This window comes from Paracoccus mutanolyticus, from assembly GCF_003285265.1.
Lineage (GTDB): Bacteria > Pseudomonadota > Alphaproteobacteria > Rhodobacterales > Rhodobacteraceae > Paracoccus > Paracoccus yeei.
The window spans coordinates 306057-327673 of sequence record NZ_CP030239.1; the positions used below are offsets into that span (position 1 = coordinate 306057).

At 67.5% G+C, this 21617-nt stretch carries 18 protein-coding genes and 3 pseudogenes; 8 read left to right on the plus strand and 13 right to left on the minus strand.

Annotation, left to right across the window (positions count from 1 at the left end; translation table 11 throughout):
• The first annotated feature begins 112 nt into the window (after window positions 1-112).
• Complete coding sequence (locus tag DPM13_RS01860; RefSeq protein ID WP_223252283.1) at window positions 113-850, plus strand: DsbA family protein; 738 nt, start codon at window positions 113-115, stop codon at window positions 848-850.
• Between the two features lie 73 nt (window positions 851-923).
• Here the strand turns inward: DPM13_RS01860 and ispG are convergent, their stop codons facing one another.
• The 3 genes from ispG to hemA form a co-directional block, all read right to left on the minus strand.
• Window positions 924-2057 carry a flavodoxin-dependent (E)-4-hydroxy-3-methylbut-2-enyl-diphosphate synthase gene (gene ispG / locus DPM13_RS01865; RefSeq protein ID WP_028717719.1) on the minus strand — a complete coding sequence of 378 codons (1134 nt, stop codon included), beginning with the start codon at window positions 2055-2057 and terminating at the stop codon, window positions 924-926.
• A gap of 119 nt (window positions 2058-2176) precedes the next feature.
• On the minus strand, window positions 2177-3409 hold the full coding sequence (locus tag DPM13_RS01870) for a helix-turn-helix domain-containing protein (RefSeq protein WP_112887341.1): 1233 nt from the start codon (window positions 3407-3409) through the stop codon (window positions 2177-2179).
• A gap of 106 nt (window positions 3410-3515) precedes the next feature.
• Complete coding sequence (hemA, locus tag DPM13_RS01875) at window positions 3516-4745, minus strand: 5-aminolevulinate synthase (RefSeq protein ID WP_099650150.1); 1230 nt, start codon at window positions 4743-4745, stop codon at window positions 3516-3518.
• 168 nt (window positions 4746-4913) lie between these two features.
• Here hemA and DPM13_RS01880 point away from each other — a divergent pair, with 168 nt between their 5' ends.
• A complete protein-coding gene (locus tag DPM13_RS01880) occupies window positions 4914-6299 on the plus strand; it encodes a dipeptidase (RefSeq protein ID WP_112887342.1) in 1386 nt (461 codons plus the stop codon).
• A gap of 30 nt (window positions 6300-6329) precedes the next feature.
• Here DPM13_RS01880 and DPM13_RS01885 read toward each other — a convergent pair whose 3' ends face one another.
• The 3 genes from DPM13_RS01885 to DPM13_RS01895 all read right to left on the minus strand — a co-directional run bounded on the left by DPM13_RS01885 (window position 6330) and on the right by DPM13_RS01895 (window position 8685).
• On the minus strand, window positions 6330-7001 hold the full coding sequence (locus DPM13_RS01885) for a phage holin family protein (protein ID WP_099649896.1): 672 nt from the start codon (window positions 6999-7001) through the stop codon (window positions 6330-6332).
• Window positions 7002-7011: 10 nt separating this feature from the next.
• Entirely contained in the window at window positions 7012-7467 is a 456-nt protein-coding gene (locus DPM13_RS01890) for a glycine zipper domain-containing protein (protein ID WP_028717724.1), read from the minus strand.
• A gap of 90 nt (window positions 7468-7557) precedes the next feature.
• On the minus strand, window positions 7558-8685 hold the full coding sequence (locus DPM13_RS01895) for an aminotransferase class V-fold PLP-dependent enzyme (protein ID WP_112887343.1): 1128 nt from the start codon (window positions 8683-8685) through the stop codon (window positions 7558-7560).
• Window positions 8686-8836: 151 nt separating this feature from the next.
• On the opposite strand from DPM13_RS01895, the gene DPM13_RS01900 reads away from it, so the two are divergent.
• The 3 genes from DPM13_RS01900 to DPM13_RS01910 all read left to right on the plus strand — a co-directional run bounded on the left by DPM13_RS01900 (window position 8837) and on the right by DPM13_RS01910 (window position 12261).
• Complete coding sequence (locus tag DPM13_RS01900; protein ID WP_112887344.1) at window positions 8837-9532, plus strand: type 1 glutamine amidotransferase; 696 nt, start codon at window positions 8837-8839, stop codon at window positions 9530-9532.
• Entirely contained in the window at window positions 9529-10887 is a 1359-nt protein-coding gene (locus DPM13_RS01905; RefSeq protein WP_028717727.1) for a glutamine synthetase family protein, read from the plus strand. The genes DPM13_RS01900 and DPM13_RS01905 overlap by 4 nt, the downstream gene beginning before the upstream one ends.
• 66 nt (window positions 10888-10953) lie before the next feature.
• Complete coding sequence (locus DPM13_RS01910) at window positions 10954-12261, plus strand: NAD(P)/FAD-dependent oxidoreductase (RefSeq protein WP_112887345.1); 1308 nt, start codon at window positions 10954-10956, stop codon at window positions 12259-12261.
• On the opposite strand, the gene DPM13_RS01915 is transcribed toward DPM13_RS01910, so the two are convergent.
• The 3 genes and pseudogenes from DPM13_RS01915 to folK all read right to left on the minus strand — a co-directional run bounded on the left by DPM13_RS01915 (window position 12258) and on the right by folK (window position 15382).
• Complete coding sequence (locus DPM13_RS01915) at window positions 12258-14375, minus strand: RelA/SpoT family protein (protein WP_080620594.1); 2118 nt, start codon at window positions 14373-14375, stop codon at window positions 12258-12260. The two genes, DPM13_RS01910 and DPM13_RS01915, sit on opposite strands and share 4 nt — an antisense overlap.
• A gap of 26 nt (window positions 14376-14401) precedes the next feature.
• Window positions 14402-14756: pseudogene (rpoZ, locus tag DPM13_RS01920) on the minus strand (DNA-directed RNA polymerase subunit omega).
• Between the two features lie 68 nt (window positions 14757-14824).
• Entirely contained in the window at window positions 14825-15382 is a 558-nt protein-coding gene (gene folK / locus DPM13_RS01925) for a 2-amino-4-hydroxy-6-hydroxymethyldihydropteridine diphosphokinase (protein WP_223252284.1), read from the minus strand.
• A 48-nt stretch (window positions 15383-15430) separates the two neighbouring features.
• Here folK and DPM13_RS01930 point away from each other — a divergent pair, with 48 nt between their 5' ends.
• Complete coding sequence (locus tag DPM13_RS01930) at window positions 15431-15982, plus strand: LabA-like NYN domain-containing protein (RefSeq protein ID WP_028717732.1); 552 nt, start codon at window positions 15431-15433, stop codon at window positions 15980-15982.
• Between the two features lie 39 nt (window positions 15983-16021).
• Here DPM13_RS01930 and DPM13_RS01935 read toward each other — a convergent pair.
• From DPM13_RS01935 to DPM13_RS01950, 4 genes and pseudogenes are all read right to left on the minus strand, one after another.
• Window positions 16022-17433 (minus strand): annotated as a pseudogene (locus tag DPM13_RS01935) (peptidoglycan -binding protein).
• Entirely contained in the window at window positions 17423-17764 is a 342-nt protein-coding gene (locus DPM13_RS01940) for a hypothetical protein (protein WP_189654814.1), read from the minus strand. The pseudogene DPM13_RS01935 and the gene DPM13_RS01940 overlap by 11 nt, the downstream one beginning before the upstream one ends.
• 71 nt (window positions 17765-17835) lie before the next feature.
• Window positions 17836-19056: a biopolymer transporter ExbB gene (locus DPM13_RS01945; protein WP_223252507.1), complete on the minus strand. Its 1221-nt coding sequence runs from the start codon at window positions 19054-19056 to the stop codon at window positions 17836-17838.
• Between the two features lie 171 nt (window positions 19057-19227).
• On the minus strand, window positions 19228-19755 hold the full coding sequence (locus DPM13_RS01950) for a gamma-glutamylcyclotransferase (protein WP_397246248.1): 528 nt from the start codon (window positions 19753-19755) through the stop codon (window positions 19228-19230).
• 151 nt (window positions 19756-19906) lie between these two features.
• Between DPM13_RS01950 and DPM13_RS01955 the strand changes: the two genes are divergently transcribed.
• Window positions 19907-20935 (plus strand): DUF2125 domain-containing protein, encoded by a 1029-nt coding sequence (locus tag DPM13_RS01955; RefSeq protein WP_112887347.1) that lies wholly within the window; start codon window positions 19907-19909, stop codon window positions 20933-20935.
• Between the two features lie 335 nt (window positions 20936-21270).
• Window positions 21271-21408 (plus strand): annotated as a pseudogene (locus DPM13_RS01960) (ABC transporter ATP-binding protein); the annotation flags it as partial.
• Window positions 21409-21617 lie beyond the last annotated feature (209 nt).

Consider the following 21617-nt stretch of genomic DNA (forward strand, 5'->3'; position numbering starts at 1 on the left):
CAAGCAGGCGGGGGCGGTCAAGCCCGCGTGAAGGCGGATCGCGGCGGCCTCCAATCAGGGCGCCGAGTCCAAGGCCGATCACCGAACCGGCAGGACCCCCGATGAAGCCGTTGTGACCGCCGCGGCGCTGGCCGCCACCAGCCTGCCCGCCCTGGCCTTCGATCCCGCGGCGATGAGCGACGCCGAAAAGGCCGCCTTCGGCGAGGCGGTGCGCGACTATCTGATGGCGAACCCCAATGTCCTGGTCGAGGCGATCAACGTGATGGAGGAGCGCCGCCTGGCCGACGAGGCGCAAAACGACAAGGTTCTGGTCCAGACCCATCGCGACGCGATCTTCAACGACGGCCACAGCTGGGTCGGCGGCAATCCCCAGGGCGATGTGACGCTGGTCGAGTTCATCGACTATCGCTGCGGCTACTGCAAGAAGATCAACCCCGAGCTTGAGGCGCTGCTGAAAGAGGACGGCAACATCCGCTTCATCCTCAAGGAGTTTCCGATCCTGACCGAGGAAAGCCAGTTGGCCGCCCGCTTTGCCGTCGCGGTCCAGCAGATCGCCGGGCCGGATGCCTACAAGAAGACGCATGACGCGCTGATGGAATCGCGCGGGCCGGTGACGCTGGAATCGCTCAAGACCCTGGCGGGCGGGGTGGGCGTCGATGCCGATGCCGTCATCAGCCGGATGAACACCGAGGAGGTGTCGGCCGTACTGCGCAAGAACCACCAGTTGGCCGAGCAGATGCGGATCATGGGCACTCCCACCTTCATCATCGAGGGCGAGATGCTGCGCGGCATTCCGGCCCAGGGGCTGGGGCCGGTGATCGAACAGATCCGGGCGGCCAAGCAGGGCTGAAACAGGCGCCGCCCGGCCCGGTGGCGCGGGCGGCATGGGTATTTGACCAACAAGGAAACGCGAGCGGCGCGCGCTATTCGGCGGCCTGGTTTCCGGCTGCCTCGGCCGCCTCGAGTTCGGCGGCGCGTTGTTCGACCAACTGGACGATGTGATCGATCATCTGGTCGTTGGTCATCTTGTGATCCTGCCGGCCGGCCAGGTAGACCATGCCCGAGCCCGCGCCGCCGCCGGTAAAGCCGATGTCGGTCATCAACGCCTCGCCCGGACCGTTCACCACGCAACCGATGATCGACAGGCTCATGGGGGTCTTGATGTGTTCGAGCCGCTTTTCCAGGGTTTCGACCGTCTTGATGACGTTGAAGCCCTGGCGTGCGCAGCTGGGGCAGGAGATGATCTGCACGCCCCGGGTGCGCAGGCCAAGGGATTTCAGGATCTCGAACCCAACCTTGACCTCTTCGACGGGATCGGCGGACAGGCTGACGCGGATCGTGTCGCCGATGCCCATCCACAGGAGGTTGCCAAGGCCGATGGCGGATTTGACCGTGCCGGCCATCAGGCCGCCGGCCTCGGTGATGCCGAGATGGATCGGGGCGTCGGTCGCCTCGGCCAGTTGCTGATAGGCGGCGGCGGCCAGGAAGACGTCGCTGGCCTTCACGCTGATCTTGAATTCGTGGAAGTCGTTGTCCTGCAGGATCCGGATGTGGTCGAGGCCGGATTCCACCATCGCATCCGGGCAGGGCTCGCCGTATTTTTCCAGCAGATGCTTTTCCAGGCTGCCGGCGTTGACGCCGATGCGGATCGAGCAGCCGTGGTCGCGCGCGGCCTTGATGACCTCGCGCACCCGGCTTTCGTCGCCGATGTTGCCGGGGTTGATGCGCAGGCAGGCGGCGCCCGCCTCGGCCGCCTCGATGGCGCGCTTGTAGTGGAAATGGATGTCGGCCACGATCGGCACCGGGCTTTCGCGGCAGATTTCGCGCAAGGCGCGGGTCGAGGCCTCGTCCGGGGTCGAGACGCGGACGATATCGGCGCCCACATCGGCCGAGCGGATGATCTGGTCCAGCGTGGCGCGCACGTCGCTGGTGTCGGTGTTCGTCATCGTCTGCACGCTGATCGGGGCATCGCCACCGACCGGAACGCGCCCGACCATGATCTGGCGGGATTTGCGGCGGTCGATGTTGCGCCAGGGACGGATCGGGTTCAGCGACATGGCGGGGGCCTTTTCAGCACCGGGAGGGGGGACAGGCCAGACATAGGCTCATGCGGCAGGCCGGGCAAGCCACCGCCCGCCCGAAGCCCTTGAAGTTCGCGTGACAGGGCCCGGCGCGCCTATTCCTGCGCGCTGCCGTTGCCGGCGGGCTCGGCGGCCGCCAGCGCGATCATCTGCGCCAGTTCCGGATCCTTGGCCGGATCGGCGAAGGCGTATTGGCTGGTCAGGGCATTGGCCGAAAGCTCGATGTTCTTGACCACGCGGGCGCCGGGGGCCGCCGGGCCATAGGTCCGGCCATTGACCGCGAAATAGACCGCGCCCGAGTTCCCCGTCCGCAACAAGGGCGGCTGCTCCAGCGCCGGCAGGGTGAAGCGTTCGCCCGCATCCATCGTCTTTTCCAGCAGCACGGTGCCGTCGGCCGAACTGACGCGGACCCAGGCGGGACGCGCGGCCAGGATCTGGATTCCCTGCGCCTGGGGCAGCGCGGCCTGAAGGGCGGGGGCCTGCGGCATGGGCGGGCCGAAGGCCTGCCCCGCGGCCGCGGTCTGGATGGGACGGGTCGCAGCCTCGGTCGCCTGGGCAATGGCGGTTTCGGGCTGCATGGCGGGCGATTTCAACCCCGGGTCGATGGCGGCGATGGGGCCGTCGCGGGCGACAAGAATCGGAACCTCCAAGGCCTCGGGGCGATAGGAGCCGTCGACCCCTTCCGGCCGGGGCAGGTTGACCTGCGCCGATTCGACGGTTTCGGGCACCGCCGCCTCTTGCACGGGATCCAGCGCGGCGATGGCGCCGGGGGCCTGGTCGCCGGGCATCAGGTTGACCTTCTGCACCTCTTGCAGGACGGACCAGCCGCCATAGCCCAGACCGCAGGCCAGAAGCACCATGACCAGGACCGAGCCGATGGCCCGCGGCTCGACGCCGGACCACATGCTTTCGGGCTTGGGCAGAAAGATCGGATGCGGGTTGGCCAGCGCCTCGGCCGGGTCGGCGGCGCGGCGCAGGGCCTTGATGCCCGGGACCGGGGCCATGCCGGTGGTCGGCTGAAACCCCGATTCATGGCAGAAGCGGCGAAAGGTCCATTCTGGGTCCATCCCCAGGTAGCGGGCATAGGAGCGGACATAGCCCGCCACGAAGCTGGGCGCGTCGAAGACCGAGATGTCGCAATTCTCGATCGCGGCGACATAGGACGCGCGGATGCGCAATTCGCGCTGGACATCGAGCAGCGACTTTCCAAGCGTGGCGCGTTCGCCCCGCATCACATCGCCCAGCCGGATGTCCGGATCATCGAAACCGGGTGGCAGATCTGCCTGCCCATCATGCTGCAACGGGGGAGTCCCCCTCAGCCCGATCATTACGCCTGCCTCATTTTGCCGATGTTTATCTCCCGAATCAGGAGACTCTCATACGCTCATTAAAGCAAGGTTATCACGGGCGCGAGAGCTTAGCATCCCCCGTCCGTCACGCCACACTCGCCGAGCGGTTGAGCTTGCACATAGACCACAGTGCATCCATCGCCTTGACCAGCCCGTCGATTTCGCGCGGAGCGTGTACCGGCGAGGGCGTGAACCGCAGCCGCTCGGTCCCGCGGGGGACGGTGGGGAAGTTGATCGGCTGGACGTAGATGCCGAAGTCGGCCAGCAGCATGTCGGACAGCGCCTTGCAGTGGACCGGATTGCCGACATGGACCGGCACGATATGGCTGCCGTGGTCCATGATCGGCATGCCCAGGCCGCGCAGCCGCATCTTCAGGATGCGGGCGTTCAGCTGCTGCTGGTCGCGCAGGACCTGTCCCTCGGCCGTCTTCAGGAAGGCGATCGAGGCCGCCGCGCCCGCCGCCACCGCAGGCGGCAGCGAGGTGGTGAAGATGAAGCCCGGAGCATAGGAGCGGATCGCGTCCACCATCCTGGCCGAAGCGGCGATATAGCCCCCGAAGACACCGAAGGCCTTGCCCAGCGTGCCGTTGAAGATGTCGATGCGGCCCGCAAGCCCGTCGCGTTCCGCCACGCCGCCGCCGCGCGGACCGTACATGCCGACGGCATGGACCTCGTCCAGATAGGTCAGGGCATTGAATTCCTGCGCCAGATCGCAGATTGCCGCGATGGGGCCGAAATCGCCGTCCATCGAATAGATCGATTCGAACGCGATCAGCTTCGGCGCCGCCGGATCGTCGGCCTCCAGCAGTTCGCGCAGATGGGCCACGTCGTTGTGGCGGAAGATGCGTTTGGCGCCGTCGAACCGCTTGATCCCCTCGATCATCGAGGCGTGGTTCAGCGCGTCGGAATAGATGATCAGGCCGGGAAACAGCTTGCGCAGCGTCGAAAGCGTCGCGTCATTGGCGATATAGGCGCTGGAAAAGACCAGCGACGCCTCTTTGCCGTGCAGGTCGGCCAGTTCGGTTTCCAGCCGCTTGTGATAGATCGTGGTGCCCGAGATGTTGCGCGTGCCCCCCGAGCCCGCGCCGGTGGCGTCCAGCGCCTCGTGCATGGCGGCCAGGACGACGGGGTGCTGGCCCATGCCCAGATAGTCGTTGCCGCACCAGACCGTGATCTCGCTTTCCGTCCCGTCGGGTCGCGTCCAGATGGCCTTGGGATAGGCACCCTTGCGGCGCTCGATATCGATGAACGTCCGATACCGGCCTTCCTCGTGCAGTTTGCCGATGGCCTGATCGAGGGCGGCTGAATAGTCCATCTTCATCCCTTGCCTTGCTTGAACTTGCTTGCTTGGGGGATCATGGTCCGATCCCGCGGGTTACGACTTGATACGTGTCAAGTCGCAGAAAATATAGGGCCAAAATGTCGCATTACGACCATGGGATCACATGATCCATCTTATGAAATCGGTCAGGAAAGCTTGAAAATGCACGAAAACAGCAGAATCGAAGAAATAGTTTCAACGCTTGATGCCACTCTACCACAGGCGCTGGACCGGCTGTGCGCCTTTTTGCGAATCCCGTCCATTTCGACAGATCCGGCGCATCGGGGCGACGTCCGGCGGGCCGCGGAATGGCTGTGCGCGGAACTGGCGGGGCTGGGATTCGCGGCCGCCGTCCGCGACACGCCCGGCCATCCGATGGTGGTGGCCCATTCCCCCAAGGGCGCGCGGCGGCCCGTGCTGTTCTATGGCCATTACGACGTGCAGCCCGTCGATCCGCTGGAGCTTTGGGATCGTCCGCCCTTCGACCCCGAAATCCAGGACACGCCACAGGGACGCGTGATCCGCGCCCGTGGCGCCGCCGACGACAAGGGCCAGCTGATGACCTTTGTCGAGGCTGTGCGCGCCTGGAAGGCGATTCACGGCGCCCTGCCCTCGGACCTGATCCTGCTGTTCGAGGGCGAGGAGGAGTCCGGCTCGCCCAGCCTGCGGCCCTTTCTGCGCGAGAATGCGGAGGAATTGCGCGCCGGCATCGCGCTGATCTGCGACACCGGGCTTTATGCCGATGGCCGCCCCGCGATCACCACCCAGTTGCGCGGCCTGCTGGGCGAGGAGATCACCGTCCGCGCTGCCGACCGCGACCTGCACTCGGGCAGCTTCGGCGGGCTGGCCGCGAACCCGATCCAGGTGCTGGTCAACGCCTTGGCGACCGTCAAGGACGACAGCGGGCGGATCACCCTGCCGGGCTTCTACGACGGGGTCGAGGAGCTGTCCGACCAGCTGCGCGCCGACTGGGAAAGCCTGGGCTTCGACGCGGGCGACTTCCTGTCGCGTGTCGGCCTGAAGCATCCCGTGGGCGAACGTGGGCGCATGGCGCTGGAGATGGTCTGGAACCGCCCGACCTTCGAAATCAACGGCATCACCGGAGGTTATACCGGCGAAGGGTTCAAGACCGTCCTTCCCGCCGAGGCGCGCGCCAAGGTCAGCTTCCGCCTGACCGGCACCCAGGATCCGCAGGCGATCCGCGAGGCATTTCGCGCCCATGTCCGGGCCGCGATGCCCGAGGACTGCGCCGTCACCTTCCAGGACCATGGCGCCAGCCCCGCCAGCCGGATGGACATCTCCGACCCGGCTTTCACCGTGGCGCGCAATGCCCTGTCTCAGGAATGGGGGCGCGAAGCGGCCTATATCGGGGCCGGAGGCTCGATCCCTGTCGCGGGCGATTTCCAGGAAATCCTGGTGATGGACTCCATGCTGATCGGATTTGGCCGCGACGACGACCGCATCCATTCCCCGAACGAGAAATATGACGTGGAAAGTTTTGCCAAGGGTGCGCGCAGTTGGGCGCGCATCTTGGCCGCGTTGGATTAAGGAAAAGGAAAAGGCCCGCCAATGGCGGGCCTATCCATGATAATCCGGGTGGTCGTCGCGATGTCGCCGGTGCTGCAGACGGTTTGCCACCGTCAACCCGATGGCCAGCGCCCCCAGCACCGCCCCATAGCGCGAGGCGCCCGAGGCGCCGCCGCCCTGCCCTGTCCGGCTGGCTGCTGGTTGCGCTCCCAGGCCGAAGCGTTCGGCCGTGGACTCGGTCACGCCGCGAACGGTGCCATAGACCCGGGCCTCGGCCTGGTCGGCGAAGCGGTTGGCGCGGTAAGCCAGATCGTCGGCCACGCCATGGACCTTCTGCTCGGCCGTATCCAGCAACGCGTTGGCCTTGGTTGCAGCGCGGTCGACGGCCTGGTCGGCCGCGGTGGACACCTTGGCGATGGCGGTGTCGGCGGCCAGATGCAGTTGCTGCTGCACCTCGGCCTTCAACTCGTCGGTGCTGGGCATGGGATGGCGTTCGTGTTTGGCCATCATCAGGAAGATGACGCCAATCACGACCATCACCAGTCCGATCGCCAGGGAGGCCCCAAGCGAGCCCCAGCCGAGGTGATAGGCCAGCCAGGTCCACAGCGCCGCCAGCAGGAACCCGGCACCCAGGATCAGGACGACGCCTGCCCCGGCTGCCAGGCCCAGGCGGTGCAGCTTGTCCGACAGGGCAAGCTGCATGTTCTTGGCATAGACGAACATGCCCGCGGTCTCAGCGACGTGACAGGATCAGGCCAAGCAGAAAGCCGACCCCAGCCGCGATGCCCAGCGCCTGGGCCGGGTTGCGGCGCACCATGGCCGACACGTCGTCGTAGTAATCCTCGGCATAGGCCGCGACCTCGCCAGCCCGGCGCTCGCCTTCACGATACAGGCGGCGCGCTTCGTCGCGGGCCTGCTCGGCATATTCCGAACCGCGGTGCTTGGCCGTCTCGACATATTCCGAGCCGCGGCGCTTGGCCTCGTCCAGCAGCTCTGCGCCTTTTTCCTTGGCGGTCTCGACAAATTCCGAGCCGCGCTGACGGGCGTTCTCCAGCGCCTCACCGGCGTCCTGGGCGGCCTTGTGGCCGTGCTCGCGGGCGCTTTCGGCCGCCTTGCGAGCCTCTTGGCCAATGTCCTGGCCGGCTTTTTGCGCTTCGTTTTTCAGGTCTTGGGCATCTTGGTTTGCCATGGTCCTATCCTTTCGAGATCGAACTGTCTGATCGGGACCAAAACCGCGCTGCCCGGCAGATTGTTCCAGGCGACGCGGAAAAATGCTGCGCTATAGCGCCGCGTCGAACGCCTGGACCAGCCGCGCCACGGTGCCGTCGACGTCCTTCAGCTTGTCCAGCCCGAACAGGCCGATGCGGAAACTGCGAAATCCCTCGCCCTCGCCGACCTGCAGGGGAACGCCCGCGGCGATCTGATAGCCCTGGGCCAGGAACTTGCGGCCGTTCTGGATGTCGGGATCGTCGGTATAGCAGACGACCACGCCCGGAGCCGCGAACCCCTCGGCCGCGACCGAGCGCAACCCGCGCCGCGCCAACTCTGCACGCACCGCGTTCCCCAGCCGCCACTGTGCGTCCCGCGCGGCGTCGAAGCCCATGGCCTCGGTTTCCTTCATGGCGGCGTGCAGGCCGATGATGGCGTCGGTCGGCATGGTGGCGTGATAGGCGTGGCCACCGTCCTCATAGGCCTTCATGATGGCGCGCCATTTCTTCAGGTCCAGCGCGAAGCTGTTCGAGGCCGTCTCCTCGAGCCGCTCGGCCGCGCGGGCCGAAAACATCACCATTCCCGCCGAGGGCGAGGCCGACCAGCCCTTTTGCGGGGCCGAGATCAGCACGTCGACGCCGGTGGCCGCCATGTCGACCCAGACCGCGCCCGAGGCGATGCAGTCCAGCACCATCAGCGCGCCGACCTCATGCGCGGCCGCCGCCACCGCCGCGATATAGTCGTCGGGCAGGATCATGCCGGCGGCCGTCTCGACATGGGGGGCAAAGACCACGTCGGGGCGCGCCTCGCGGATCTTCTCGACCACCTCGTCGATGGGCGCGGGGGCAAAGGGCGCCTGCGGATCGTTCCCCGCCGGCTGCGCCATCAGCACGGTGGTTTCGCCGGCGAAGCCGCCCATGTCCAGGATCTGGCTCCAGCGAAAGCTGAAAAAGCCGTTGCGGATCACCAGCGCATGGGCGTCGCGGGCGAACTGCCGGGCGACCGCCTCCATCGCGCAGGTGCCGCCGCCGGGAACCAGGGCCACCGCCTGGGCGCCATAGACCCGGCGCAGCGTGGCCGAGATGTCGCGCATCGCCGCCTGGAATTTCTGCGACATGTGATTCAGCGAACGGTCGGTGAAGACCACCGAGAATTCCTGCAGGCCATCGGGATCAACATCGGGGCGAGGTCCGGGCATGGCACATCCTTTGCTGCTTGTTCCGGCAACAGCCTAGCCCGCCCCCAGACCGGCCGCCAGCCCCACCAACGGGGCAGGCGCCGGGCCGCGCCCCCTTGCCCGCCCGGCGCCGGGCGACTACCCTTGGACGCGAACAATCGACAGGCCAATCATGCGCATCGGCATCCTGAAATGCGGTCAGTCGCCCGAAGTCCTTCGCGGCGAATTGGGCGATTACGACACAATGTTCGAACGGCTTCTGGCCGGGCGGGGCTTCGACTTTGCCACCTGGCACGTCGAGGCGATGGAATTTCCCGCCTCGGTCCACGAGGCCGACGGCTGGCTGCTGACCGGCTCGCGCCACGGCACGTACGAGGAGCACGCCTTCATCCCCCCGCTCGAGGACTTCATCCGCCGCGCCTATGCTGCGGGGGTGCCGCTGGTCGGCATCTGCTTTGGCCACCAGATCATCGCCCAGGCCCTGGGCGGCCGGGTCGAGAAATTTCCCGGCGGCTGGTCCATCGGACCGCAAGACTATGATTTCGACGGCGAGACGGTCACGCTGAACGCCTGGCACCAGGATCAGGTGGTGGAACGGCCGCAGGATGCGCGGGTCGCGGCCTCCAGCGGGTTCTGCACGAATGCGGCGCTGGTCTATGGCGACCGGGCCTTCACGGTCCAGGCCCATCCCGAGTTCGACGACGCCATGATCCACGGCCTGATCGAGCACCGCAGCGACACGGTACCCTCGGAACTGGTGGCCGAGGCCCTGACGCACATGGATGACGCCGCCCAGTCCAAGCTGATCGCCGACCGGATCGAGGCCTTCTTCAAGGCCCCCCGCACCCTTGCCCGGGGTGCCGCATGAAGCCCCATTGGATCGAGGAAACCCCGCAGGCCACCCAGGACTACGTCGCCGGCCGCCGGCTGGACGAGGTGGAATGCATCGTCGCCGACATCGCCGGCGTCGCGCGCGGCAAGGCGATGCCCGCGTCGAAATTCGCCCATCAGGAGCGGTTCTATCTGCCGAATTCGATCTTCCTGCAGACGATCACGGGGGACTGGGCCGACAACCCGAACGGCGCGTTCACCGAACCCGACATGATCCTGACGCCGGATTTCAGCACCGCGACCGCCGCGCCCTGGACGGCCGACGTCACCTTGCAGGTGATCCACGACGTCAGCGACCAGTCCGGCAATCCCGTCCCGATCGCCCCGCGCAACGTGCTGAAGCGCGTGGTCGAGCTTTATCGGCAGAAGGGCTGGAAACCGATCGTCGCCCCCGAGATGGAATTCTTCCTGACCGCGCGCAATATCGACCCGAACCAGCCCATCGTGCCGCCGATGGGCCGCACCGGCCGCCGCGCCGCCGCCAAACAGGCCTATTCCATGTCGGCGGTGGACGAATACGGCAAGGTCATCGACGACATCTATGATTTCGCCGAGGCACAGGGCTTCGAGATCGACGGCATCCTGCAGGAAGGTGGCGCGGGCCAGGTCGAGATCAACCTGAACCACGGCGATCCGGTGCATCTGGCCGACCAGATCTTTTTCTTCAAGCGCCTGATCCGCGAGGCGGCGCTGCGCCACGACTGTTTCGCCACCTTCATGGCCAAGCCCATCGAGGGCGAACCGGGCAGCGCCATGCACATCCACCATTCCGTGGTGGGCGTGAATTCAGGCGACAACATCTTTTCCGACGAGCAGGGCCGCGAGACGCCCGAGTTCCTGCATTTCATCGCCGGCATGCAGCGCCACCTGCCCGCCGCCGTGGCGCTGCTGGCGCCCTATGTGAACAGCTATCGCCGCTATGTCCCCGACTTTGCCGCGCCCATCAACCTGGAATGGGGCCGCGACAACCGCACCACGGGCCTGCGCGTGCCGATTTCGGGGCCCGAGGCGCGGCGGATCGAGAACCGGCTGGCGGGGATGGACTGCAACCCCTATCTGGGCCTCGCCGCCAGTCTGGCCTGCGGCTATCTGGGGCTGGTGGAACAGGAAATGCCCCGCGCCGAATGCCTGGGCGACGCCTATATGTCCGAGGACGAACTGCCCTATAACCTGGGCGACGCGCTGGACCTGATGGACGAAAGCGCGCCGATGCGCGACGTACTGGGGGCCGAGTTCCTGGCCGTCTATCAGGCGGTCAAGCGCAACGAATACAAGGAATTCCTGCAAGTCATCAGCCCATGGGAGCGCGAGCATCTGCTGCTGAACGTCTGAACCGGCGGGCGCCGCGCCTCCAGGCTGGCGGGTCGTCCGGGTATTTGGAAAACAGTGAAAAACCCGATGAATCTGCTGCACAAGAACGACCGACCCGGGGAATATCCGCCAAGCCTTTATGCGCAGACGTGCGATCCCACGCCGGCGTTCCCGCCGCTGGAGGGCGAGGTGCGGGCCGATGTCTGCGTGATCGGCGGCGGCTATACCGGGCTTTCCGCCGCGCTGCATCTGGCCGAGGCCGGGCGGCGGGTCGTCCTGCTCGAGGCGCACCGGGTGGGTTTCGGCGCCTCGGGGCGCAATGGCGGTCAACTGGGTTCGGGCCAGCGGGTCGAGGTCGACGAACTGGAGCGGATGGCGGGGCGCGAGGCTGCGCGCCGGTTGTGGGACCTGGCCGAGGCGGCCAAGGCCCTGACCCGCGACCTGGCGGCCCGCGCCGGCGTGCCGGTGACGGACGGCATCGCCCATGCCTTCAGGACGCGCGCCGAATTCGACCATGCCAGGGGGCTGATCGACAGGCTCGCGCGGGATTACGGCTATGATCGCATCGAGGCGCTGGACCGCGAGGCGTTCCGGGCGCTGGTGCCTTCGGACGCCTATGTCGCGGGCGAGCTGGACGGGGGCGCGGGCCACCTGCATCCCCTGAACCTGGCGCTGGGCATCGCCCGGCTGGCCGATGCCGCAGGCACCGCGATCCATGAACGGGCCGAGGTCGTGGCCGTCGTTCACGGCACCGCCACCACGCCGACGGTGGTGCAGACCCGCCGGGGCCGCGTGCTTTGCGATCAGTTGATCCTGGCCGCGAACGGCTATCTGGGCGATCTGGAGCCGAAGGTGGCGGCCCGCGTCATGCCGATCAACAATTTCATCGTCGCGACCGAGCCCCTGGGGCCGCGCGCGGCAGAGGTCCTGACCCGGCCCATCGGCGTCCATGACACCAAGTTCGTGGTGAACTACTGGCGGCTGGACCCCGAGGGGCGGCTGATCTTTGGCGGGGGCGAAAACGTCAGCTATCGCTTTCCCGCCGACATCTTCGCCAAGGTCAGAAAGCCGCTGCTGCAGATCTATCCGACACTTGCCGACGTCAAGCTGACGCACGCCTGGGGCGGCACGCTGGCGATCACCATGAACCGGATGCCCTGCTTCATCCGTCCCGCGCCGAACTGCCTGTCGGCCAGCGGCTATTCGGGGCACGGGCTGGCGCTGGCCTGCCTGGCCGGCAAGCTGATGGCCGATGCCATCCAGGGCCAGTCCGACGGGTTCGACGCCATGGCCGCCCTGCCCCACCCGCCTTTTCCGGGGGGCGCGATGCTGCGCTGGCCGTTGCTTGTCGCGGGCATGTCCTGGTACGCGCTGCGGGACCGGCTGGGGGTCTAGTGCATATGCGCCGAAGGATCGCGGATGCGGCCGACCTGGGCCACGTCCTGCTCGGCCTCGAGCGCGGTCAACAGGGCATGCAGGTGTTCGCTGTCGCGCAGCTCGACCTCGACCCGCAGGCGATAGAAGTCGGGCTTGCGATCCACGAATTCCAGATCCGAGATATTGGCCCCCTGCCCCCCGATCAGCGAGCAGATCCTGCCCAGCACGCCCGCATCGTTGCGGATGGTCAGCGACAGGTTGGTGGAATAGGCCGGCGGATGCTGTCCTTCGCGCCATTGCAGATCGACCCAGCGGTCCGGGCTGTCCTCGAACTCGGCCAGGACGGGGCAGTCGATAGCGTGGATGACGACGCCCTTGCCGCGATAGGTGATGCCGACGATGCGTTCGCCCGGCAGCGGGTTGCAGCAGGGCGCGCGGGTGAATTCCTGATCGGCCTCGAGCCCGGCGACGGCGCGCCTGGCGTCGATCTCGGACCGCTTGGCGGCGAGTTCGGGGTAAAGCGTCGACAGCACCTCATGCGCCGAAATCTCGGCGCTGCCGATGCGGGCCAGCAGTTCGTCCGTATCGGGCAGCGCCATGGTCCGGGCGGCGGTGCGCAACGCCTTGTCGGTTACCCGACGGCCGACATGTTCGAAGGCCACGCGCACCAGTTCCGACCCCAGCTTGATGAACCGCGTCCGATCCTCTTGCCGCAGGCTGCGCCGGATTGCGGCCTTGGCGCGGCCGGTCACCACGATGTCCAGCCAGGTCGGCTGCGGCCGCTGCCCCGAGGCGGCGATGATCTCGACCGACTGGCCGTTCTTCAGCCGCGTCCACAGCGGCACGCGGATGCCGTCCACCTTGGCGCCGACGCAGGAATTGCCCAGCCGGGTGTGGATCGCATAGGCGAAATCGATCGGCGTCGCCCCCTTGGGCAGCGGGATCACGTCGCCCTTGGGCGAGAAGCAGAAGACCTGGTCGGAATACATCTCGAGCTTCACATGCTCGAGGAACTCGTCGTGGTCCTCCTCGCCGAAACGTTCGGTCAGGCTGGCGATCCATTCGCCCGGATCGACGGCAAAGGGGTTTTCCGTGCGCACGCCGTCGCGATAGGCCCAATGCGCCGCGACGCCGGCCTCGGCCACCTCGTGCATCTGCCGGGTGCGGATCTGCACCTCGACCCGCTTGCCGTCGCGCCCCGACACCGTGGTGTGGATCGAGCGGTAGCCGTTGGCCTTGGGCTGGCTGATGTAATCCTTGAACCGGCCCGGCACGGCGCGCCAGCGATGGTGGATCACGCCCAGGGTGCGATAGCAGTCTGCCTCGGTCCGGGTGATGATGCGGAAGCCGTAGATGTCGGACAGGCGCGAAAAGGAAAGCTGCTTTTCCTGCATCTTGCGCCAGATGCTGAAGGGCTTTTTCGCGCGGCCATAGACATCGGCCTCGATCGCCTCGCGTTCCAGCTCGGCGCGGATGTCGGCGGTGATCTTGGGGATCACGTCCCCGGATTCGCGCTGCAGGCTGACGAAGCGGCGGATGATCGAGTTGCGCGCCTCGGGGTTGATGACCTTGAAGGCCAGGTCCTCAAGTTCTTCGCGCATCCATTGCATGCCCATGCGCCCGGCCAGCGGCGCATAGATGTCCATCGTCTCGCGCGCCTTCTGCTGCTGCTTCTCGGGGCGCATCGACTTGATGGTGCGCATGTTGTGCAGCCGGTCGGCCAGCTTGACCAGGATAACGCGAAGATCGCGCGACATGGCCATGAAGAGCTTGCGGAAATTCTCGGCCTGCTTGGAATGGGCGCCGGACAGCTGCAGGTTGGTCAGCTTGGTGACGCCGTCCACCAGATCGGCGATCTCGCGCCCGAACATCTGCGCCACCTCGGCCCAGGTCGAACGCGTGTCCTCGATCGTGTCGTGCAGAAGCGCGGTGATGATCGTGGCATCGTCCAGCCGCATTTCCGTCAGGATGGCGGCGACGGCGACGGGGTGTGTGAAATAGGGCTCGCCCGAATGGCGGAACTGGCCTTCGTGCATGCGACGCCCGTATTCGTAGGCGTCGCGGATCAGGTCTGCGTTGGTGCGCGGATTGTAGTTGCGGACAAGCGCGACAAGGTCTTCGACGTCGATCATTTGCTGCCGAAAACCCCGATCCCTGCTCAGCCGCGGCTTTTGGCTTCCAGCATCATGCGCAGCATGCGTCTTCGGATTCCTCGTCGACGGGCTTGGGCCGGTCGATCTCGGCACCCAGCAGCAGCGCCATCGCGTCCTCTCGGGCTCGTCCACCTCGATCTGGGTCTGGGTCGCCTCGATCATGCGCTCGCGCAGCTCGTCCACAGGCTGGGTTTCGTCCGCGATCTCGCGCAGCGAGACGACGGGGTTCTTGTCATTGTCGCGGTCCACCGTCAGCGCGCTGCCGGCGGCGATCTCGCGGGCGCGATAGGCGGCCAGCATCACAAGATCAAAACGGTTCGGAACCTTGTCGACGCAATCTTCGACTGTCACGCGGGCCATCGGTCACCTTTGGCTTGGAATCGGGGAGCAGGGCGAAGCCGGATATTTCGGCAATCACCCCGGGAATGTCAAGCTGTCAGAGGTTTCATACCGTCCAGGGCCGCCGCTGGCAAGGCCGCAAGCATCTGCGCCACGCTTTGCCCCAGCCGCGGATGGACCCAGCCCGGCGCGATCTCGGCCAGAGGGGCCAGCACGAAACCGCGATCCTGCATGCGCGGATGCGGCAGGATCAGCCTGTCGGGCGCCTGTCGGGCCTGATCCTCGGGGGGTAAGCCCCGCCAGGCGTCATGCGACGCGACGTCAGGCAGCACGCGGTCGCCCCAGGCGATCAGGTCCAGATCAATCCCCCGCGCGCCCCAGCGCCGACCGTCGCGCACCCTGCCCCGCTCCGCCTCGATGCCGTGCAAAAAAGCAAGGGTTTCCTCGGCTCCGAGGCTTGTTTTTGCGGCGAAGGCACCATTTGTATAATCAGGGCCACTGCCGGCCGGCCAGGCCGGCGATTGCCAAAGCCGACTGACCGCGATCACACGGATTTGCGGAGAATTCACAATATCGCGCAAGGCGCTAAGCAGGGTTACCTGCGTCGAACCTGCCAAACTAGGTAGGTTTCCGCCGAAGGCGACCAAGGCTAACGTCTCGCTCGGAAATCTTTTCTCAGGCATATCGAGGGCATCGTGTTTTACAAGGACGACCGGCTGGCATTGTTCATCGACGGGTCGAATCTCTATGCAGCCGCAAAGTCGCTGGGTTTCGATATTGATTACAAGTTGCTGCGACAGGAATTCGAGCGCCGCGGCAAGCTGATCCGTGCCTATTACTACACTGCGCTGCTGGAAAACGAGGACTATTCGCCGATCCGCCCGCTGGTGGACTGGCTGCACTACAACGGCTTCTCGATGGTGACCAAGCCGGCGCGGGAATACACGGACAGCATGGGCCGCCGCAAGGTCAAGGGCAACATGGATGTCGAACTGGTCGTAAATGCGATGGAGCTTGCCCCCCGGCTTGACCATGCGGTGCTGTTTTCCGGCGACGGTGACTTTCGCCCGCTGGTCGAGGCGTTGCAACGTCAGGGCGTCCGTGTCTCGGTCGTGTCGACCATGCGCAGCCAGCCGCCAATGATCGCGGATGAACTGCGCCGGCAGGCGGACAATTTCATCGAACTGGATGCGCTGCGCGAAGTGATCGGCCGACCGCCCCGCGAACCCGCGCCCGCCGCCACCTGACCCGGGACCGGGCGCGCGTTCGCCCACCCTTCGGCGGAGCTAGCGTTCCGTCAGCTTCAGTTCGATCCGCCGGTTTTGCGCCAGCGCCTCGGGGCTGGTGCCGGTCGATACCGGCCGGGTGTCGGCAAAGCCCGCCGGCAGCAGCCGGTTCGCGGCAAAGCCCAGATCGTCGACCATGTAGCGCACCACCGACAGCGCGCGCGCCTGGCTGAGCTCCCAGTTGTCGCGATAGCGGCCCAGGCCGGACAGGGGCTGGCTGTCCGTATGCCCGTCCACCCGGATGATCCAGTCGATTTCCGGCGGAATCTCGGCCGAGATCTGGTCCAGCAGCTGGGTCACGCGGGCGATCTGGGCCTTGCCTTCGTCCGACAGCGTGGCCTCGCCCGCCGGAAACAGCACTTCCGAGGAAAAGACGAAGCGGTCGCCCACGACACGCACGCCTTCGCGCCCTTCCAGGATCTGCGACAGCCGGCCGAAGAACTCGGAGCGATAGCGCGCCAGGTCGCGGGCCTCGGCCTCGGCCTTGGTGCGGGCCTCCTCCTCCAGCGCGCGGCGCTTGCGTTCCTCCTCGGCGGCGCGGACCAGGGCGACGTTCAACTGCCGGCCCAGATCCTCGGCCCGCAGGTCGGCGGCGCGCTTGTCCTCTCCCGCCGCCTCGAGGACCGAGCGCAGGCTGCCAAGCTGGTCGTTCAACTGCGCGACCTGCTGGTTCAGCAGGGCCACGCGGCGCTGCTCCTCGGTCGACAGCGCCTCTTGTTCGGACAGCTTCTGCTGGGCCAGCGCCAGCAGACCCTTTTGCCGCTCGGCCTCGGAAGTCTGGGCGTCGACGCGCTGCGAAAGGTCCGTCTTGGCCGCTTCGGCGGCGGCCAGCAGGGTCAGCGTTTCCTCGGCCTTGCGCCGCGCCTCGTCCAGCGCAAGCGTGCTGGCGGTCAGTTCGGCATCGGCCTTGTCCAGACGCTCGCGCAGGGCCTGCGCCGCGGCGGCGTCGGCCAACCGCGCGGCCTCGGCCTCGGAAAGCTTCTGGCGGGTCTGGTCAAGCTGGCCAGCGGTGTCGGCGTTCTGCCGCCGCAGGTCAGCCAGCAGCGCCTCGAGCGCCTCGCGCCGGGCGGCAGCCAGCCGGGCCGCCCGGCCTGGGCGTCGATCTCGGTCCGGGCGGCCGCTACGGCGGCCTCGGACGCGCGCAGCCGCGCCCGATCGGCGGCAAGGTCACGGTCCAGCGCCGCCGCCTGCCCCTGCGCGGTGGACAGCGCCTGGCTGAGGGCCGCGACCCGGTCGCCCAATTGCTGCAATTCGCTGTCCTGGGTGGTGATCCTTTCGCGCAGCACCGATTGCAGCACCATGAAAATGGTCAGCGCAAAGATCAGCACCAGCAGCAGCGTCGACATGGCATCGACGAAGCCCGGCCAGATCGTGGCCGAGAACCGTTCGCGCCCGCCCCGGCTAAGCCCCATGGCGCCCATCCGCGGCCCGGCCCTCGAGCGCCCGGATGGCGCGGGTCAGGGCGGCCATGTCCTCGCGCAGTTCCGCGATCAGCCCGTCGCGGCCGGCGGCGCTTTCCTCGAGCAGCCGGCCCAGCTGCACGTCGATCGAGCGCAGGCGCATCCGCGCCTCGGGGTCGTCCTGCGGGACGCCGGGCCGTGCCTCGGCCAGTTCGACCAGCCGCGCCTGCCCCTCGGCCAGGCGGTTCAGCGCGCGCGCCAGCCCCGGATCGTGGCCGCCCTGCTCCTCCGCAAGCCGCGCCAGCGCCTGGGCCACGTCCGGCGGCAGGCTGACCTGCGGCACCCTGCCCGCCAGCGCGACCAGCCGGTCCTGCCCGTCGGCAAAGCGCGCGAAGGCCTGTTCAAGCCCGGCGGTCAGATCCTCGAACAGCCGGTCCTCGGCCGCGCGGTCGGGGGCAGAGGCCAGCAGGCGTTCCTGGCCTGCTGGGCCAGCCGCTCGAACCCCGATGACAGCGAGGCGACCAGCGCCGCAAGATCGGGATCGCGGGCGGGCTGGGCCAGCCGGTCGTTCAGCCCCTCTTGCGCCTCGGCCAGGCGCGACAGGGCGGCGGCCAGCCTGTCCTGGGCCTGGGCATGGGCCTGGCGGTCGGCGGCGAGCTGGCTTGCCAGCATGTCGCGGTCGGACCCGATCAGGCCAGCCAGGCGTTCGACCCCGTCCGCCAGCGCGACCGAGCGGGCATCGGCCTGCGACGCCTCCTCGTCGCGCAGGGTGTCGCGGCTGGCGTAATAATCCTGAAGCCCGGCAAACTGGGCATTCAGCCCTTCCAGGAAATCGACCAGAGCCGCCTGGTCCAGCCCGCCTTCGCCGCCCGACAGGCCGATGCGGGTAAAGCTGGACAGCCACTCCTCAAGCTCGCGGTAGAAGCGGTTCTGGCCGTGGCTGGCGAACAGTTCCAGCAGCCCCACGACCAGCGATCCGGCAAGGCCCAGAAGCGAGCTGGAAAAGGCCGTCGCCATGCCGCCAAGCTGGGTTTCCAGCCCGTGCATCAGCTTGTCAAAGACCTGAACCCCGCTTTCGCCCTGGTCGGGGGCCAGGGTCCGGATGGTGTCCACGATAGCCGGCACGGTCGTCGCAAGCCCATAGAACGTACCCAGCAGCCCAAGGAAGATCAGCAGGTTCGCCAGATAGCGCGTGATGTCGCGCGCCTCGTCGATGCGGGTCGCGACCGATTCCAGGATCGAACGCGCGGATTCGGTCGAGATCGCCCCCCCGACCGGCCCCCGCGCGCCCAGAAGCGCCGCCAGGGGCGCCAGCAGACGCGGCGCGGCGTCGGGCGCGGTCTCATCCATCGGGCCATAGCCGAAGCGGCCCGCGGCAAAGCGTTCGATCCAGCTGACCGAGTTGATCAGCTGCGCCACCTGCCAGAAGCAGGTCAGCACCCCCAGCGCAAAGACCAGCAGGATCGCCCCGTTGAGCAGCGGGTTGGCGGCAAAGATCGGCAGGATCTGGCGATAGGCGAACCAGCCCCCCGTCCCCACCAGCGCCAGCACGATCAGCATCAGCACGACCTGCCGCACCGGCTGCGAGAAATGCGGGTCGCTGGCTTCGCGTCCCGTGCGGCGCGCGGGCCGCATCGCGCTCAGCCGTTCGGCCCGGCCCTGCCTTGGGGTGCCGCCTTCCGGCGTGTCGCCGGGCATTTCCGTATCTGGTCGGGACAATCCGGCCCCCGTTCTTGGCGTTCGGGGCCGAGTGTACGGGCCGGGCCGGATGATGCAAGCCGTTGACGGCAGGCTGGTTAAAAAGTCTCAGGAATTTCCGCCGGCGGGCGGGGCCGGCTTGACGATCAGCCCGCGCACGAGCCCCGCCAGGGCCATCATGTCGATGTCCTCGACCCCCATGGCGTCCAGATGGGCGGCGGTGTTGAACAGGTATTCGGCGTTCGGTCCCCGCCCGCCCACCGCGCGGGCGATGATCCGGGCCTGCGCGTCCAGATCCATGCGTCCCGCGTATTGATGGTGATCGCGCCGGATGACATAGGCCGTCGCCATGACCGCGCGTCCGTCCGCCAGGGTCACGGGCAGAACGTGCTCCTCATAGGCGTTCGTGGTCAGTTCGCGGTCGCGAAGGCCGCGCAGCGTCTCGGGCCAGTCGTCCGGGGCGACGCGCAGTGCCAGGCCGACGCAGCCGGCCCCCGGCTCCTGATCCAGGGCCAGGACCAGGCCGGGGCTGTCGACCGTTCCGCGATAGACGACGGACAGCAGGCAAAACCGGCGGACATAGCCGTCAAGACGGGCCGGGACCGACTCGGCCACCGGAAAGCCCGGGTCCCACATCAGCGAGCCATAGGCAAAGACCCAATGTTCCGCCTGCTCGATCACGCTTGCACGACCCTCCGGATGCCGGTCTTTCCCACAGCCCAGACTTAGGACAGGATGGCGGCCGTTCCAAGCCGCCCCGGTCCGGGCGGAATGTCAGGGAAAGACGATGCGCCTTATGATACGCCTGCTGATCGCCCTGACCCTGATCGTCGGGGTCGTCTGGATCGGCGGCGAGGCCTTGCTGGCGCAGCAGTTGCGCCGGATGACCCAGGCCGGCACTGGCCTTGCCGCCGGCCAGGTTCTGCCGCTGCGCGACCCGGCGCGGATCGGCGTACGGCTTGAAGCGCCCGTCGCGACGCTGCCGATGGGCCGGGTTTCGGCGCCTCATGCGACGCTTTGGGCCTCGCCCCTGTCGCCTGCCCGGCTGGTCCTGTCCCTGCCCCCGGATCTGACCCTGGACGCGGGAGCGGGGTCGGTCGCGCTGTCCCTGACCGATCCGAAGGCCAGCATGGCGCTGCGTCCCCTGGCGGGGCTGGCGCCGGGGCGGGTGCATCTGGCCTCGGGGGCGGTGGCGCTGGCAGGCCGGCCGCTGGCCGAGCGGGTGGCGCTGGACGCCCGATCCTTCGCCCTCGGCGCCGGCGCGCCGCCCCGGGCCCGGGCGGCATACGGCGTCGATCTGGCCGTGGCTGGGCTGGACCCGACGGCGGTTTCGGCGCTTGTGCCCGCCGCACTTCCGGGCCCCGTGTCGCTGACGGCACGGGGAGTCGCCTGGCTGGACGCGGTGCCCGCCCCCGCCGCGCTGGCCTCGGCCGCGCCGCCGCAGGTCGCGGGCCTGCGGATCGACGGGGCAGAGCTGCGGCTGGGCGACCTGTCCGCCCGGGCGGTCGGGCAGTTGGCCGCCGGCGCGCAGGGCCGCGCCCAGGGCTTGGTCGCGCTTTACACCCGCGACGCGAACGGGCTGATCGAGGCCGGCGCCGCAGCCGGGCTGATCCCCGAGAATGCCCGCCGTCTGGCCGGCACCATGCTGCGCGCCGTGTCGACCATGCCCCTGCCCGAAACCGCGGCTCGGGAAACCGCGGACTGGCCGGCGCCGGCACCGGACGAGCTGCGCCTGCCCATCCTGTTTTCGGATGGGCGCGCCAGCCTGGGTCCGATTCCGCTGGGCCCGGCGCCGCAGTTGCGCGCGCTGCCATGAGCGGAGAGAAAAAGGCGAAGGATGGTACCGCCTCCCCGGCTCGAACGGGGGACCTCTAGATCCACAATCTAGCGCTCTTCTTTGTCTTTCACACTTTTTCGTGACGTTTCAAAAGAATTTCGTCAGAAAACCTTGCCACGGTCACACCCACCCGCACCAGATTGGCAAGTCCATATCGACACAGGCTCGACAGCCATGCCCAAAACACAACATACGGCCGCCGCTCTGACACGCCAACTCGTTAGCGCCACCGCACCGATGGCCAACGCAAACCTCGACACGCTTCTACCGGGCCTCGGGTTGCGCGTCACGCCGGGGGCGAAAACCTCTATGTCAAGGACCGCGTGGACCGTATCGCCCGCATGATCGGTCTGGAGGCGATGCTGCCCCGCCGCGCCCAGGGGCTGACGGCGGATGCCAAGCAGAAGATCAGCCTGGGCCGGGGCCTCGTGCGCGAGGACGTGAACGCGATAAGGCGGCTGCGCGCGTTCGCAGAAAGACCCGGCGAGGCGTATCGACGAATTTCAAGGCCAAGAAACTGAAGCCAGCGCCGCGACAGGGATCAACACCGTTTGCATGCGCCAGCATTTCGGGACGCGATCCCTGCCTGTTCGCGGCCGCGCAGCATGGCCTGCCAATAGATCGGTGGCAGCATCCGCTCTTTCAGGAGCCACGCGCCCGG